Origin of the sequence: Kribbella sp. NPDC006257 (genome assembly GCF_040613535.1) — a bacterium.
Taxonomy (GTDB): Bacteria; Actinomycetota; Actinomycetes; order Propionibacteriales; family Kribbellaceae; genus Kribbella.
The window spans coordinates 1-14,667 of record NZ_JBEXSJ010000053.1; the positions used below are offsets into that span (position 1 = coordinate 1).

At 67.7% G+C, this 14,667-nt stretch carries 15 protein-coding genes; 9 read left to right on the top strand and 6 right to left on the bottom strand.

Annotation, left to right across the window (positions count from 1 at the left end):
- Positions 1-382: 382 nt before the first annotated feature.
- Positions 383-751: a hypothetical protein gene (locus ABZ004_RS37915; RefSeq protein ID WP_355686742.1), complete on the bottom strand. Its 369-nt coding sequence runs from the start codon at positions 749-751 to the stop codon at positions 383-385.
- A 107-nt stretch (positions 752-858) separates the two neighbouring features.
- Between ABZ004_RS37915 and ABZ004_RS37920 the strand changes: the two genes are divergently transcribed.
- From ABZ004_RS37920 to ABZ004_RS37955, 8 genes are all read left to right on the top strand, one after another.
- Complete coding sequence (locus ABZ004_RS37920) at positions 859-2,790, top strand: beta-L-arabinofuranosidase domain-containing protein (RefSeq protein WP_355686744.1); 1,932 nt, start codon at positions 859-861, stop codon at positions 2,788-2,790.
- Between the two features lie 47 nt (positions 2,791-2,837).
- Entirely contained in the window at positions 2,838-4,532 is a 1,695-nt protein-coding gene (locus ABZ004_RS37925; RefSeq protein ID WP_355686745.1) for an ABC transporter substrate-binding protein, read from the top strand.
- Between the two features lie 3 nt (positions 4,533-4,535).
- Positions 4,536-5,483, top strand: coding sequence for an ABC transporter permease (locus ABZ004_RS37930; protein WP_355686747.1), 948 nt, complete (start codon positions 4,536-4,538; stop codon positions 5,481-5,483).
- A complete protein-coding gene (locus ABZ004_RS37935; protein WP_355686749.1) occupies positions 5,483-6,466 on the top strand; it encodes an ABC transporter permease in 984 nt (327 codons plus the stop codon). Before ABZ004_RS37930 ends, ABZ004_RS37935 begins: the two co-directional genes overlap by 1 nt.
- Positions 6,463-7,266, top strand: a complete 804-nt coding sequence (locus ABZ004_RS37940; RefSeq protein WP_355686751.1) for an ABC transporter ATP-binding protein — start codon at positions 6,463-6,465, stop codon at positions 7,264-7,266. Before ABZ004_RS37935 ends, ABZ004_RS37940 begins: the two co-directional genes overlap by 4 nt.
- The gene (locus ABZ004_RS37945) at positions 7,263-8,105 is read left to right on the top strand and encodes an ATP-binding cassette domain-containing protein (protein WP_355686753.1); all 843 of its coding nucleotides are present in this window, start codon (positions 7,263-7,265) and stop codon (positions 8,103-8,105) included. The genes ABZ004_RS37940 and ABZ004_RS37945 overlap by 4 nt, the downstream gene beginning before the upstream one ends.
- Complete coding sequence (locus ABZ004_RS37950; RefSeq protein ID WP_355686754.1) at positions 8,102-9,388, top strand: alpha/beta fold hydrolase; 1,287 nt, start codon at positions 8,102-8,104, stop codon at positions 9,386-9,388. The genes ABZ004_RS37945 and ABZ004_RS37950 overlap by 4 nt, the downstream gene beginning before the upstream one ends.
- A gap of 83 nt (positions 9,389-9,471) precedes the next feature.
- Positions 9,472-10,143 carry a GntR family transcriptional regulator gene (locus ABZ004_RS37955; protein ID WP_355686756.1) on the top strand — a complete coding sequence of 224 codons (672 nt, stop codon included), beginning with the start codon at positions 9,472-9,474 and terminating at the stop codon, positions 10,141-10,143.
- Here the strand turns inward: ABZ004_RS37955 and ABZ004_RS37960 are convergent.
- From ABZ004_RS37960 to ABZ004_RS37975, 4 genes are read right to left on the bottom strand one after another with little or no spacing between them, the layout of a single operon-like run.
- Positions 10,137-10,733: a TetR/AcrR family transcriptional regulator gene (locus ABZ004_RS37960; RefSeq protein ID WP_355686758.1), complete on the bottom strand. Its 597-nt coding sequence runs from the start codon at positions 10,731-10,733 to the stop codon at positions 10,137-10,139. The genes ABZ004_RS37955 and ABZ004_RS37960 overlap by 7 nt on opposite strands.
- Positions 10,726-11,544 (bottom strand): oxidoreductase, encoded by an 819-nt coding sequence (locus tag ABZ004_RS37965; RefSeq protein ID WP_355686759.1) that lies wholly within the window; start codon positions 11,542-11,544, stop codon positions 10,726-10,728. Before ABZ004_RS37965 ends, ABZ004_RS37960 begins: the two co-directional genes overlap by 8 nt.
- Positions 11,544-12,407, bottom strand: a complete 864-nt coding sequence (locus tag ABZ004_RS37970) for an aldo/keto reductase (protein ID WP_355686760.1) — start codon at positions 12,405-12,407, stop codon at positions 11,544-11,546. Before ABZ004_RS37970 ends, ABZ004_RS37965 begins: the two co-directional genes overlap by 1 nt.
- Before the next feature lie 53 nt (positions 12,408-12,460).
- Positions 12,461-13,057 carry a helix-turn-helix domain-containing protein gene (locus ABZ004_RS37975; RefSeq protein WP_355686762.1) on the bottom strand — a complete coding sequence of 199 codons (597 nt, stop codon included), beginning with the start codon at positions 13,055-13,057 and terminating at the stop codon, positions 12,461-12,463.
- Positions 13,058-13,139: 82 nt separating this feature from the next.
- Between ABZ004_RS37975 and ABZ004_RS37980 the strand changes: the two genes are divergently transcribed.
- Complete coding sequence (locus tag ABZ004_RS37980) at positions 13,140-13,592, top strand: ester cyclase (RefSeq protein ID WP_355686763.1); 453 nt, start codon at positions 13,140-13,142, stop codon at positions 13,590-13,592.
- Positions 13,593-13,595: 3 nt separating this feature from the next.
- Here ABZ004_RS37980 and ABZ004_RS37985 read toward each other — a convergent pair whose 3' ends face one another.
- Positions 13,596-14,576 (bottom strand): carbohydrate kinase family protein, encoded by a 981-nt coding sequence (locus tag ABZ004_RS37985; RefSeq protein WP_355686765.1) that lies wholly within the window; start codon positions 14,574-14,576, stop codon positions 13,596-13,598.
- Positions 14,577-14,667 lie beyond the last annotated feature (91 nt).

Below are 14,667 nucleotides of genomic sequence, written 5' to 3' on the forward strand. Positions count from 1 at the left end.
TCTCCTCTTCGTCGTGGGTGTGGGTGGTGGTGTGCCCGTTTCTGTGGGTGGGTGGGGGGGCGTGGGGGGGGTGGGCCGGGTGGGGTCGGGTCGCCCGGGCCGGTCGATTCGGGGCCGACCTACCCCGATTCTTCTGCGAAGAGGTGCCTCGCTCTCGGTGTTGGGGTTCGCACCCTGCTATGGGAGGGGGTTGAGCATCACAAGAGGAGCTGAGCCGCTCGGATAGCCGGAGGCGCATCTACGCGGGCGGGGGGGCGGGGGTGTGCCGACGGACATGAGGTGTCTGGTTGAGGGGCGGGGGTTGCGCTTGGGGTGGGTGGGGTGACGGTGGTTTTTGGGGGATACCTCATGTCCGTTCGTACGGCGGCGGCTGTGACGGTGGTTATTGGGCGGGTGGGCGGCGGGTTGTGAGGAGGTAGCTGGCGGCTACTGCTGTTGGGATGAGCAGTAGCAGGCTCAGGCCGATTCGGCGTTGGCGGTGGCGATCGCAACTCGCGGTGAGTTCGGCGTGGGCGTCGCGAAGGCGGAGGTCGTCCTCGAAGTCGAGCTTGTCCGTGCGCCCGTCGATGCTCTTGTAGTACGCGGGGTAGTCCGAACCGTTCCGCACCGGGCCGAGGACGGCGTTGCACGCGTAGCGGTCGGTGTCGTCGTCGCGATAGTGATGCGTCGAGCCGACGGCGAGTAGCCAGGTCATGAGGCCTAGACCCACGACCAGTACGCCGGCCGCCCACCAACGGGTTCGTCTCGTCATGGCGGGATCTTTCCACGGTCACCCTTCGGACAATTTTCGGTAATGGCTAGCGGTAACCGTGCGAGCGACCTAGGGTCAGTGCAATGTCACACGGTACTGAAGGTCCGATGAGTCCCAGCCGCCCGGCCGAGCGCGCAGGTGCGGTGCGTACTGGCGCGGGTGCGCTGAGGCCGCTGCGCACGGATGAGGTCGAGCTCACGGGTGGGGTGTTGCGGGACTGGCAGCGGCGTAATCGGGAGGCGACTGTGCCGCATGCGTTGGGCGAGTTGCGGGCAGCGGGCAACGTCGACAATTTGCGTCGGCTGATCGATCCCACCCGGGGCGCCTACCGCGGGCGCTACCCGTTTCTCGATACCGATCTCTACAAGACGCTCGAAGGGCTGGCCTATGAACTCGGGAACGACGAAACGCCGCCCGCCGCACAGGACTTCTTCGACGAAGTGGTCGGACTTCTGGAGCAAGTCCAAGCGCCGGACGGCTACCTGAACTCGTTCTTCCAGGACCCGGGATCGACGAAGAAGCCCTGGGAAGACCTTGCCTGGGGACATGAGCTCTACAACCTCGGCCATCTGATCCAGGCTGCGGTCGCCGCGAATCGTCAGCTCGGCGACGCGCGACTACTCGGGGTGGCGCGCCGGTTCGCGGACCTCGTCGTCCGGAAGTTCGGCGCAACGGGGGAGCCGGTGGTCTGCGGTCACCCGGAGGTCGAGATGGCCCTGGTCGAGCTCTACCGCGAGACCGGTGTCGAGGACTACCTCGTCCAGGCACAGTTGTTCGTCGAGCGGCGCGGCCGGGGCAACCTGGAACGCAGTACGTTCCCGGCCGAGTACTTCCAGGACTACGCGCCGTTCCGGGAGCTGCCGGCCGTTACCGGTCACGCCGTACGGATGGCCTATCTCGCCGCCGGCGCTGCTGACGTGCACCTCGAGACCGGCGACGCGTCGCTGTTCACCGCGCTGGAACGGCTCTGGGACGACATGGTGGCGACGAAGCTCTACCTCACCGGCGGTCTCGGCAGCCGTCACTCCGACGAGGCGATCGGCGATCGGTACGAGCTGCCCTCCGAGCGCGCCTACAGCGAGACCTGCGCGGCGATCGCGACCATGCAGTGGGCCTGGCGGATGTTCCTGGCCAGCGGCGGTTCGAAGTACATGGACGTGTTCGAAACCGTGCTTTACAACGCTTATGCAGTAGGGCTTTCCGCGACCGGGACCAGCTTCTTCTACGACAATCCGTTGCAGCGCCGTCCCGATCACGAGCAGCGCAGCGGAGCCGAGAGCGGCGGCGAACCGTTGCGCCGGTCATGGTTCGGTTGCCCGTGCTGTCCGCCCAACATCATCCGCTGGATGGCGCAATTGCAGGACTACCTGGCCGCCGAGCAGAAGGGCACGCTCTTCCTCTGCCAGTACGCCGACGCGCGGATCGCGACCGACGACCTCGCCGTCACCGTCCGTACGGCGTACCCGTGGAACGGCGACGTCACGATCACCGTCGACCGCGCGACCGACGACGAGTCAGCCCTCGCTCTGCGGATCCCCGGCTGGGCGACGGAGGCAGAGGTGAGCGTGAACGGCGTTGCCATCAGCAACCGATCTGACCAGGGCTGGCTGACCATCAGCCGCCGGTTCGCCGCGGGGGACCAGGTGCGCTTGGTGTTGCCGATGACACCGCGCGCGCACGGTTCGCATCCGTACCTCGACGCGACCCGCGGCGCTCTGGCGGTGGCGCGCGGTCCACTCATCTATTGCCTCGAGCAACAAGACGTCGCGGTCGCCGTCGATGACCTCGTGGTCGGGCCGGCCGAGGTGGCGCAGGCGCACGCAGTACAGGCCGAAGTCGTCGACGGTACGCCGGGTCAGGTCGTTCTCGACGTGACGGCCGGTCGCGCGCAGCCGCCGGCGCCAGAGCTCTATCCGGTGCTGACCGGCCAACCGGCCGACGTCAGCCCGGCCGAATCGGTGCAGGCAAGGCTCGTTCCCTACTTCCTCTGGGGCAACCGCGAGGCGGCGGCGATGCGGGTCTGGTTGCGGCAGTCGTGACATCACCATCTGGGGCTCGTCGAAGCCCACGAACGGAGAGAAGGCAGATGAAGAGATCGACCATGCTGGTGGGGCTCGCGCTGTCCGGCACGCTGGTGCTCAGTGCCTGTTCGGGTGCTGCGAGCGGCTCAGGGCAGACCACTGCCGGCCCGGGCGGCAAGCCCGCTCAGGGCGGCGTCGTCCAGGTGCTCGCGAACGCGGGCTTCTCGCACCTCGACCCCGCCCGCGGATTCGACGGCGGTGTGAACAACTTCTACCGGTTGATCTACCGGACCCTGACGACGCAAGGTGCGGCACCAGGCGCCGAGGGCACCAAGATCGTCCCCGACCTGGCGACCGACACCGGCAAGCCGACAGACGGCGGCAAGACCTGGACCTTCACGCTGAAGAGCGGGTTGTTCTTCGAGACCGGCGCACCGATCACCAGCGCCGACGTGAAGTTCGGCGTCTCCCGGGCCTGGGATCCCGAGCTGGGGATCGGCTCGCCGTACGCGAAGCAGATCATCGACGCTCCGGCGAGCTATCAGGGTCCCTACAAGTCAGGCGCCCTCGCGACGATCGCGACGCCCGATGCCAAGACCGTCGTCTTCCACCTCAAGAAGCCGTACGCCGACTTCGGCAGCGTGGTCGCGCAGAACACGTTTGTCCCGGTGCCGGCCGGCAAGGGGGCGGGGAACGAGCTGGACTCCAAGCCGATCGCGTCCGGGCCGTACAAGGTCGCGCAGTACAAGCCGGGTGCGTCGCTGAAGCTGGTCCGCAACGACAAGTGGGACGCGAAGACCGACAGCGTCCGGGCCGCGAAGCCGGACGGGTTCCAGTGGACGTTCGGACTCGACGGCGCCACCATCGACGAGCGGATGATCGCCGGTCAGGGCACCGACGCGGACGCGATCGCCGGCACCATCCAGGCCGCCACGGTCGCCCGTGTCCAGACGCCGCAGCTCAAGCAGCGCACACTGTCCGGCCTCGGCGGCTGCACGACGTACATGGGCCTGAACACCACCAAGAAGCCACTGGGTGACGTCCGGGTGCGGCAGGCGATCAACTTCGCCGTGAACAAGCAGACCGTCCGCGATGCCGTCGGTGGTTCGACGCTCGCCGAACTGGCGACGAGCATCCAGCCGCCGACGGTGGTCGGCCGGGTGGACTACGACCCGTACCCGAGCCAGGACGGGAAGGGCGACCTGGAGGCAGCGCGCAAGCTACTGGCCGGGGCAGGTCTGGAGGGCGGATTCAGGATGATGCTCGACACCAGAGCCCAGCCGAAGATGGTGGCGATGGCAGTCGCGATTCAGCAGGCCCTGAAACCGTTGAACATCACCGTCAAGGTCAACCCGATCGACAGCTCGACCTACTACGAGGTGATCGGTACGCCGTCGCAGCAGCACGAGGCCGCGATCACCGGCTGGTGCCCGGACTGGCCGTCCGGGGCGACCTTCCTGCCGCCGTTGTTCGACGGTCGCCACATCGTTGCCAAGGGCAACTCCAACCTGGCCCAGCTGCAGGACAAGGGCGTCGACAGCCGGATCGACGAGATCGCGGCGATGACGGATCTCCAGCAGGCCAACGCTGCCTACGGCGAGCTGGACAAGCAGATCATGAAGCTGGCCCCGGTCGTTCCGCTGCTCTACGAGAAGGTCGTCACCGTCGTCGGCAGCAACATCGCCGGCGCCTACCTGCACGACGGCTTCTCCGGCGGTATCGACCTGGTTTCGGTGGGCCTGACGGACGCCGGGAAGTAGCCGATGACAACGACCCCGACGCTACTCGAGGTCGAGGAGGCGGGGCAGCCGGTAGGCCCGCCGACCTCGACCCGGCGGATCCTCACCAGGCTCGGCAGGGACAAGGCCGCGCTGTGCTGCGTCGCGTTCCTGCTGCTGGTGGTTGCGATGGCCGTGTTCGCGCCGCTGATCACGAAGATCAGCGGCTGGGGACCGTACGAGTTCGACTCGGCCGCGATCAACTCCGATCTGGGCGGGGTGCCGCACGGTGCGCTCGGCGGGATCAGTGGCCGGCACTGGTTCGGCGTCGAGCCGCAGAACGGCCGGGACCTGTTCGCCCGGGTCGTCTACGGCGCGCGGGTGTCGATCACGATCGCGTTGTCCGCCACCGTGCTGACCGGTGTTCTGGGCGTGGTCTTCGGGATGCTGGCGGGGTTCTACCGCGGCTGGGTGGACCAGGTGATCTCCCGGCTGATGGACTTCCTGATGGCGTTCCCGGCGCTGATCTTCATGATCGCGATCCTGTCGTCGCTGCCGGCCGGGAACCGCCCGGTGCTGCTGGTCGCGGTGATCAGCGCGTTCGGCTGGCCGTATCTGGCCCGGGTGATCCGCGGCCAGACGATGACACTGGCGAACCGGGAGTTCGTCGAGGCCGCGCGGGCGTCGGGGGCGAAGAACACCGCGGTGGTGTTCCGCGAGATCCTGCCCAACCTGCGCGGCTCGATCATCGTGATGACGACGCTGGCCATTCCCGGCTACATCGGCACCGAGGCAGGACTGTCGTTCCTCGGCGTCGGCGTCTCACCGCCGACCGCGTCCTGGGGGCAGATGATCTCCGGCTCGGTGAGCTGGTACTCCGTCGACCCGATGTTCTTCGCCATCCCCGGTGCGTCCCTGTTCCTCACCGTGCTGTCGCTGACGGTGCTCGGGGACAAGATCCGCACCGTGATCGATGCGGGGGAGGCGTCCTGATGGTCCGCTACGTTCTCGGCCGGCTCGCCGGCGTACTGGTCATCCTGCTGGCGGTCTGCCTGTTCACCTACGTGATCTTCTTCAAGCTGTCGCCCGATCCCGCGGTGATGATCTGTGGCAAGACCTGTACGCCGGACCGGATCGACTCGATCCGCACGATGCTCGGGTTGAACCAGCCGTTGCTCACCCAGTTCTGGGACTTCCTGCAGGGCATCCTCGCCGGCCGGGACTACGGCACGGTGCACTGTCCGGCGCCCTGTCTCGGGTACAGCTTCCAGACCAACGAGTCGGTCTGGTCGATGATCACCACCCGGTTGCCGGTCAGCATCACCGTCGCTGTCGGAGCTGCCGTGCTGTGGCTCCTCGCTGGAGTGATCGGTGGCCTGATCAGCGCGCTCAAGCAGGGGAGTTGGTGGGACCGGAGCGCGATGGCGCTCGCGCTCACCGGCGTGAGCGTGCCGAACTACGTCCTCGCGCTCGTGCTGCAGTACGTCCTGGTGGTCAAGCTGCAGGTGCTGCCATTCCCGTCGGCGCCGCCGCTGAGCGAGAACCCGATGCTGTGGTTCGAGTCGTACCTGATGCCTTGGACCGTCCTGGCGGTCGGTTATGCCTGCCTGTACGCACGGTTGACCCGGGCGAACGTGATCGACACGTTGGCGGAGAACTTCCTCCGGACGGCCCGGGCCAAGGGGCTCAGCCGATCACTCATCCTGCGCCGGCACGCGCTGCGACCGGCCCTGACCCCGATCACGACGATCTTCGGGATGGACTTCGCCGGCTTGCTCGGTGGCGCCCTGATCACCGAGACCGTCTTCGGGCTGAACGGGATCGGGAAGATGGCCGCCGACTCGATCGCGAAGAACGACCAGCCGGTGATCATGGCCGTCACCCTGCTGGCCGCCTTCTTCGTTGTCGTCGGCAACGTTGTGGTCGATCTCGTCTACACCGCACTGGATCCGAGAGTGAGGGTCACGTCGACATGACGCAAGCACTGTTCGTGGTCGAGGACCTCACGGTCACCCTGCCCACCAGCCGCGGGCCGGTCGACGTCGTCCGCGACGTGTCCTTCACGGTCGGCCGGGACGACACCCTCGGCATCGTCGGCGAGTCCGGTTCGGGCAAGTCGATGACGGCGCTGGCCGTGCTCGGCCTGTTGCCACCCGGCGCCCGGACCAGCGGCAGCATCCGCCTCGACGGCCAGGAGCTGCTCGGCCGGTCGGAGGCGGAGCTGCGGCAGGTGCGGGGCAACGCGATCTCGATGGTGTTCCAGGACCCGCTGTCGTCGCTCAATCCGTACTACACCGTCGGTCTGCAGATCGAGGAGGGTTATCGCGCGCATCGGGGCGGCTCGCGGCGCAACGCCCGCCGGGTGGCGATCGAGGCGCTCGAGCAGGTGCGGATCCCGGACGCCGCTCGCCGGGTCGACCACTACCCGCACCAGTTCTCCGGTGGTCAGCGGCAGCGCATCATGATCGCGATGGCGCTGTGCTGCTCGCCGGCGCTGCTGATCGCGGACGAACCGACCACCGCGCTCGACGTGACGGTCCAGGCGCAGATCCTCGAGCTCCTGGCCGAACTGCAGGCGGAGACCGGGACCGGCCTGATCTTCATCACGCACGACCTGGCGGTGATCAGCTCGATCGCCAAGCGCGTGCTGGTGATGTGTGCCGGCGATCCGGTGGAGTACGGCACGGCCGAACAGATCTTCTCCGACCCGCGCGACGACTACACCCGCGCGTTGCTGGACTCCGTACCGAGGATCGATGACGAGGTGCTCTCGTGACTCTACTGAAGCTGCGTGAGGTGACGAAGGAGTTCGTCACCAGGGGACAGGGCGGACTGCTGGCGCCGAAGGCTGCCTTCACGGCGGTGGACCAGGTGAGCTTCGACGTCTCGCTCGGCGAGACCCTGGCCATCGTGGGCGAGTCGGGCAGCGGTAAGTCCACCACCGCGCGGATCGCCGCGCGGCTGCTGGATCCGACGCAGGGCACCGTGGAGTTCGAGGGGCAGGACATCACCCGGGCCGCCGGGAAGGATCTGGCCCGCTTTCGGAGCGACGTACAGGTGGTCTTCCAAGATCCCTTCTCGTCGCTGAACCCGCGGTACACGGTCGAACGGATCGTCACTGCGCCGTTGCGTTATCAGGGCATCGCCGTGCCCGGCGGCCGACGTGCCTTCGCCCGCGAACTGATGGAGCGGGTCGGTCTGAACCCGGACCACTCGCAGCGGTACCCAGCGCAGTTCTCCGGCGGCCAGGCGCAGCGGATCGGCATCGCCCGGGCGCTCGCGGTGAACCCGAAGCTGGTGATCTGCGACGAGGCGGTGTCCGCCCTCGACGTGTCGATCCAGGCTCAGGTGATCAAGCTGCTGCTGCGGTTGCAGCGCGAAAGCGGCTTCAGCTACATCTTCATCGCGCACGACCTGGCCGTCGTACGGCAGATCGCTCAGCGTGTGGCGGTGATGAACAAGGGCAGAATCGTGGAGCTGGGCACCCGCGACGAGATCTTCGACCATCCGCGGGACGACTACACCAAGACGTTGCTGGCGGCGGTCCCGCAGATCAACCCGGAGTGGGACCGGCGCCGCCGGCAGCACGAGCAGGAGCGGAAGGCGAGCGTATGACGACGTACACGATCCCCGGCATGCACGTCCGCGAGCACGAGATCTCGGTGCCGCTGGACTGGTCGGATCCGGGGAGCGCCGAGCGGATCACCGTGTTCGCGCGGGAGCTGGTCGATCCGGTACGCCGGGACGAGGACCTGCCGTGTCTGGTGTTCCTGCAAGGCGGACCGGGTGGCAAGTCGCCCCGGCCGATCGACGCCAACGGCTGGATCGGGCAGGCGTTGAAGACCTATCGGGTGATCCTGCTCGACCAGCGCGGCACGGGTCGCAGTACGCCGGTCAACGGGCGCCGGATGCAGTCCTTCGACAAGCCCGCGCTGGCGGCGGAGTACCTCACGCATTTCCGGGCCGACTCGATCGTCGCCGACGCCGAGCATCTCAGGAAGACGGTTTTCGGCGGCGTGAAGTGGTCGACGCTCGGGCAGAGCTTCGGTGGGTTCATCACGCTGACCTACTTGTCGCAGGCTCCGGAAGGCTTGACGGCCTGCTATGTCACGGGCGGCCTGCCTTCGGTGGAGCCGGACGCGGCCGAGGTCTATCGGCGGACCTATCCCCGGGTCGAGGCGAAGAACCGCGAGTACTACCGGCGGTATCCGCACGACGAGCAGCGCGTAGCGGCGATCGCGGACCGCCTGGCGGCGGGCGACGTACGGTTGCCGGACGGCGACCAGCTCACCGTACGGCGGTTGCAGTCGCTCGGGATCGACTTCGGGATGAAGCCGGGCTACGAGCGGATGCACTGGCTGGTCGACGAGGCGTTCGCCGGTGACGAGTTGTCGGAGACGTTCCTCAGCCAGGTGATGGTGCGTTCGTCGTACAGTGACGGGCCGTTGTTCGCCGCTCTGCAGGAGGCCTGCTACGGGTGGGGCGACGGCGCAACTGATTGGGCAGCTGAGCGGGAACGGTCGGCGCGGCCGCAGTTCGCGGAGTCGGCCCGGCCGCTGCTGTTCACCGGCGAAATGATGTACCCGTGGATGTTCGAGGAGATCCGCGTACTGCGACCGTTCCGGGCTGCCGTCGAGTTGCTCGCTGCTCGCCCGCAGTGGAGCCGCTTGTATGACCTGGACCGGCTCGCGGCGAACGAGGTCCCGGTGGCAGCGGCGGTGTACTACGACGACATGTACGTCGACTCGGGTCTGCAGTTGGAGACGGCCGCCCGGGTCGGCAACCTGCAGGCCTGGGTGACCAACGAATACGAGCATGACGGGATCGGCTCGGACCGCGTCTTCACCCACCTGACCGACCTCGTCCGCTCGATCGGCGGCGGAGTGCGCCCGGGCTGACCGGCAGGGCGTTGACGGGTTCGCCGGCAGGGTGGACCACAATGTGGTCGGGCGGACGACTTTGCAGCGAGGGAGATGACCGGATGGGGGCGCAGCCGAGCGTGCGGCCGTTGGAGCAGCGCGAAAGCCTCCGCGACAGTGTGGCGAACGCACTGCGGGCAGCGGTGATCTCCGGCGAGCTGGAACCGGGACAGGTGTACTCCGCGCCGACCCTCGGTGCCCGGTTCGGGGTCTCCGCGACCCCGGTCCGCGAGGCGATGCTCGATCTGGTCCGCGAAGGCCTGGTCATCTCGCTGCGGAACAAGGGGTTCCGGGTCACCGAGATGTCCGACGAGGACCTGGACGACCTGGCTGCCCTCCGGCAACTGATCGAACCACCGACGATTCGCGACGTCGTACCGGTCATTCCGGCCGACGACTTCGCGCACCTGCGCACCCTGGCCCAGGACATCGTCGTCGCTGCGGAAGCGGGCAACCTGATCGACTACATCGAAGCCGACCGGGTCTTTCACGTCACCCTGCTCGCCTACAGCGGCAACCGCCGCCTGGTTGACGTCGTGTCGGACCTCCGCTCGCAAACCCGCCTGCTGGGCCTTACCCCGCTGGTGGAGAGTGGTCGCCTGGGCCAGTCAGCCGCCGAGCACCATGAGCTGATGGACCTGGTCGAGGCGCGCGACGCCGAAGGGGCCGAGCGGTTGATGCGCCGCCACATCGGCCACGTCCGCGGCCTCTGGGCACGCCCTCAGGATCAGTAGTCCTCTGCAGAGTTGGCTTTGAGCAGGCCGTGCAGGGCGGCGGTGGCGATGGCCTCCGCCTCCTGCTCGGCCAGCGGGGCGTGCCCGGTCATCAGCCGGAAGATGAGCGGGCCGAAGAGGAGGTCGGTGGCTGTGCCGGCGGATACAGCGCTGTTGACTTCGCCGCGGGCGAGCGCGCGGTTCCAGAGTTCGGCGACGTTCGCGCGGCGGGTGTCGAGGAAGAACTCCCGGAAATAAGGGGCTGCGGCCTCATCGGTAACGCTGGCTGCGAGGAGCTGAGCGAAAATCTTGCCGTTCGGGCCGGCGTAGAACTTGCTGACCCGGCGGACCTGTTCGGTGAGGTCGGCGATCGCGGTGCCCTCATCCGGCAACGGGATCGCGTCGGCCATCCGGCGGCCGAAGGCTTCGGCGGCGATCGCCGTACGGCAGGGCCAGTGTTTGTAGATCGTGGCCTTGCTGACCCCGGAGCGGGCGCTGATCGCGTCGACCGTCGCCGCTCCGAGGCCGCCTTCGTCGAGCAGCTCTTTTGTTGCGCACAGCACCGACTCCTTCGCCCGGACGCTGCGTGGGTGCGAGGACTGCTCAAGCATCGTCGTGATCCGTCGACGGCGAGACCTTCCGCCACCGCTCGAGCTCGGTCCGGACGAAGTCGAGTTTCGCCTCGACCCGGGTGACCGCGTCGGCGCCCAGCTGGATCCGGAGAGGTGGATCCGGCAGCTCCGCCAGGTCGGCGATCGCTCGCGCGGCCTTGACCGGATCGCCCGGCTGGGCGTGATTGAAGTCGGCCAACGACTGCCGCATCGCACCAACCGTGTCGGAGTAGTCAGCGATCTCGCCTGCCCGGTGAAGGCTCGACTCGTCCAGGAAGTCGGTCCGGAACAGCCCCGGTTCGACGATGGTCACGTGGATGCCGAGCGGTGCCAGTTCGCCGTGCAGTGCCTCGGAGAACCCTTCGACGGCGAATTTCGTTGCCGAGTAGAGGCCCCATCCCGGCGTACCGGTGAAACCGCCGACCGAGCTGAGCTGGATCAACCGGCCGCTGCGCTGCGCACGTAGTACGGGAAGAACCGCCCGCTGGACGTTCAGTACGCCGAAGACGTTGGTGTCGAAGATCGCTCGCGCGGCCTGGTCGGAAGCCTCCTCGACCGCGCCGAGCAATCCACGACCCGCGTTGTTCACGACCACGTCGATCCGGCCGAATTCCTTGACGGCGGCGGCTACCGCGGCCTGTGCCTGGTCCTCATCGGTCACGTCCAGGGCCACCGGCAACAGGTTCTCGCTCCGCTGCAACTCGTCAGGCCGCCGCGCCGCGGCGACCACTTGGTTGCCTCGGGCAAGCGCCTCCGCCACGATCCCGGCGCCGAAACCGCGGGACGCGCCGGTGACGAACCAGATGCTCATCAGCCGACCGCCGCCGTGAGCTGGGCGAACTCGTCGTCGGTCAGCTCGACCTTCGCCGCGTTGACGTTGTCCTCGACATGCGCGACCGAAGACGTGCCCGGGATCGGCAGCATGACCGGCGACCGCCTGAGCAGCCAGGCGAGGGCGAGCTGCGACGGCGTGGCGTCGTGGTTCTGCGCGATCTTGGCCAGTGGTCCACCGGCCTTGGCGAGCTCACCGGTGGCCAGCGGGAACCAGGGGATGAAGCCGAGGTTGTTCTTCTCGGCGTACCCGAGTAGATCCTCGTCGTCGCGCTGGCTGAGGTTGTAGAGGTTCTGCACCGAGACGATGGTCGCGGTCTTGGACGCCTCCTCGACCTGGTCGATGCTGACCTGGGACAGGCCGATGTGCCGGATCTTGCCTTCCTGCTGGAGCTGCGCGAGCTCACCGATCTGGTCGGCGACCGGCACGTTCGAGTCGATCCGGTGCAGCTGCAGCAGGTCGATCCGCTCCAGGCCGAGGTGCCGGAGGCTGAGTTCGACCTGCTGGCGGAGGTACGCCGGGAGGCCGATCGGCGTCCACCCGTTCGGCCCGGTCCGGGCGAACCCGGCCTTGGTGGCGATCACCAGATCATCGGCGTACGGGTGCAACGCCTTCTTCAGCAACAGATCCGCCGTGAACGGTCCGTAGGCGTCGGCGGTGTCGATGAAGTTCACCCCGAGCTCGACCGCGCGGCGCAGCACCCGGACCGCCTCGTCGGGGTCGCGCGGGTCGCCCCAGACGCCGTCGCCGGTGAGCTGCATGGTGCCGTATCCGAGCCGCCGGACGGTGAGGTCACCGCCGATGGTGAACTCACCGGACGCCGCTGCGACTGCTTCAGTCATGAATCTCTCCTAAGTGAACTGAACGTACAGTTCACTTTAGCCCTCGTGCGCGGTTACGCAAGCAGTTGACGCTGGAGAGACTCGGCGACCCAGTCCTCGAACTCGGCCGGCGTCCACCCGGACTCGTCGACGAGTTCCTGGTAAACGCCCGGAGCCGCCAGCGCTCGATAGACCGCCTGCGCCTGCTTCACCGGGATCCGCAGATCCTCGTCGAGCGAAGCGATGATCGCGTCCATCACCTGATTGCGGCCGGCCAGCTTCGACCGCAGGAGAGCGCGCGTCTCCGCGCTCTCATCGGTCGCGGCTTCGAAGATCAGCACCACGTCGAAGCCGGCCGAGTACAGATTGGTCAGCCAGTTCGCAGCTCCCCGAATCCGGGCAGCAGGTTCAGTCATGGCGAACACCTCGCCCGCACGCTCGATCGCTTGGGCGTCCTTGAGCCAGAGATCGCAGATCAGCGAGAGGATCTCGCGCTTGGTTCCGAAGGCCGAGTAGACGGTCCGGGTCGCCACGCCGGCCTCCTTGGCGATCGCGTCGATGCTCGTCGCGCCGTACCCGTTCGCGGCGAACAGCTGCCGGGCGGCCTGGGCGATGCGGATCCGGGTCGCCTCGGCCTGCTCCTGGCGATACGTCTTGACAGCTTCGGCCATGTGGGCACACTATCAATGTGTTCACTGCAGTACTACTGCAACGAATGCACAGATAGTGCATCGAGACATTCAGGGGGAAGCTGTGGCTGCTTTCAAGGTTTTGTCGGACCGTCGCTCGGAGCCGTTCCTGGTCCTCGAACGGATCCTGCAGGAGGGCTTCGCGACCGGGAACGACGCGATCGTCGACGAGGTGTGCGCGCCGGACCTCGTCGAGCACCAGTTCGGCCTCGCGGGCAGCGGTCCGGCGGCGATCGCGCACGTGAAACAGGCGATCCGCGATGTGTACGCGATGATGCCGGACATCGTCTACACGGTCGAGGACTCCGTCACCGTGGGCGACACCGTCTGGGCGCGCGGCCGGGCGAGGGGGACCGCGACAGGCGCCTTCTTCGGACCGCCGAGCGGGGCCCCGATCGACATCCCGCTGTTCGAGCAGGCCCGAGTCGTCGACGGCAAAATCGTCGAGCACTGGGGCTGCCCGGACCGCTTCGCACTACTGGCCCAGACGGGCGTACTGGCCCGCCTGGGCAACTGACTACTAGCCGAGCTTGAGGGTGGTGGCCGCGGTGGCGGCCGCCTCCTCGCCGTACGCCGAGGCGAGGCGGGCCAGGAAGGTCGGGCGGTCCAGGGTGTACTCCTGGGTGCCGACGGTTTCGAGCACGGTCGTCGCCAGCGTGCAGCCCACCTGGGCCGCCGCCTCGTGGTCGAGGCCGGCCGCGCGACCGGTCAGGTAGCCGGCCCGGAAGGCGTCGCCACCACCGGTCGGGTCGACCAGGCCGGGGGTCGGCACGGCCGGGATCTTCGCGATGATGCCGTCCGCGTTCTCGATCACCACGCCGTCGCCGCCGTGCGTGGTGACCCGGACGCCGACCTTGCTGAGAATCTCGTCGTGGCTCCAGCCGGTCTTCTGCACCATCAGGCCGGACTCGTACTCGTTGCTGAACAGGTACGCCGCGCCGTCGATCAGCTCGCGGATCTGCTCGCCCTCCATCCGGGCCAGCTGCTGCGACGGGTCCGCCGCGACGTCGATGCCGTTCGCCTTCGCCAGCGCGGTGTGCTTGAGCATGCCGTCCGGGTCATCGGCGCCGATCAGCACCAGGTCGATGCCACCGGTCGCGGCGTGGATCGCGCCGAGGTCGATCTCGCGCGACTCGGCCATCGCGCCGGTGTAGAACGAGGCGATCTGGTTCGCGTCGAGGTCCGTCGTACAGGTGAACCGGGCGGTGTGCACGTTGTCGCAGATGCGCACGTGCGAGACGTCCACGCCGGCCTCGGTGAGCGCCGCGCCGTAGTCGGTGAAGTCCGCGCCGACCGAACCGATCAGCAGCGAGCGCTGGCCGAGCTGGGCCATCCCGTAGCAGATGTTCGCGCCGACCCCGCCGCGGTGCACGACCAGTTCGTCGACCAGGAAGGACAGCGACACCTTGTGCATCTGCTCTTCGAGGAACTGATCCTTGAAGCGTCCGGGGAACGTCATCAGGATGTCGGTCGCGATCGATCCGGCGACGGCGATCTGCATGCGGGTGTCTCCTACGAAGGGGTCGGTGTCGAGCGCTCGGGCAACCCGTAGAGACTACAGGCGAACGAACCACGACGAAGAGGACGGCGGG

What these genes read in the sequence shown, in the direction of transcription:
- ABZ004_RS37985 (WP_355686765.1), bottom strand. Translation starts at nt 14,576, where the DNA reads ATGCAGATCGCCGTCGCCGGATCGATCGCGACCGACATCCTGATGACG.
- ABZ004_RS37950 (WP_355686754.1), top strand. Translation starts at nt 8,102, where the DNA reads ATGACGACGTACACGATCCCCGGCATGCACGTCCGCGAGCACGAGATC.
- ABZ004_RS37970 (WP_355686760.1), bottom strand. Translation starts at nt 12,407, where the DNA reads ATGACTGAAGCAGTCGCAGCGGCGTCCGGTGAGTTCACCATCGGCGGT.
- ABZ004_RS37960 (WP_355686758.1), bottom strand. Translation starts at nt 10,733, where the DNA reads ATGCTTGAGCAGTCCTCGCACCCACGCAGCGTCCGGGCGAAGGAGTCG.
- ABZ004_RS37930 (WP_355686747.1), top strand. Translation starts at nt 4,536, where the DNA reads ATGACAACGACCCCGACGCTACTCGAGGTCGAGGAGGCGGGGCAGCCG.
- ABZ004_RS37935 (WP_355686749.1), top strand. Translation starts at nt 5,483, where the DNA reads ATGGTCCGCTACGTTCTCGGCCGGCTCGCCGGCGTACTGGTCATCCTG.
- ABZ004_RS37915 (WP_355686742.1), bottom strand. Translation starts at nt 751, where the DNA reads ATGACGAGACGAACCCGTTGGTGGGCGGCCGGCGTACTGGTCGTGGGT.
- ABZ004_RS37940 (WP_355686751.1), top strand. Translation starts at nt 6,463, where the DNA reads ATGACGCAAGCACTGTTCGTGGTCGAGGACCTCACGGTCACCCTGCCC.
- ABZ004_RS37925 (WP_355686745.1), top strand. Translation starts at nt 2,838, where the DNA reads ATGAAGAGATCGACCATGCTGGTGGGGCTCGCGCTGTCCGGCACGCTG.
- ABZ004_RS37920 (WP_355686744.1), top strand. Translation starts at nt 859, where the DNA reads ATGAGTCCCAGCCGCCCGGCCGAGCGCGCAGGTGCGGTGCGTACTGGC.
- ABZ004_RS37975 (WP_355686762.1), bottom strand. Translation starts at nt 13,057, where the DNA reads ATGGCCGAAGCTGTCAAGACGTATCGCCAGGAGCAGGCCGAGGCGACC.
- ABZ004_RS37955 (WP_355686756.1), top strand. Translation starts at nt 9,472, where the DNA reads ATGGGGGCGCAGCCGAGCGTGCGGCCGTTGGAGCAGCGCGAAAGCCTC.
- ABZ004_RS37965 (WP_355686759.1), bottom strand. Translation starts at nt 11,544, where the DNA reads ATGAGCATCTGGTTCGTCACCGGCGCGTCCCGCGGTTTCGGCGCCGGG.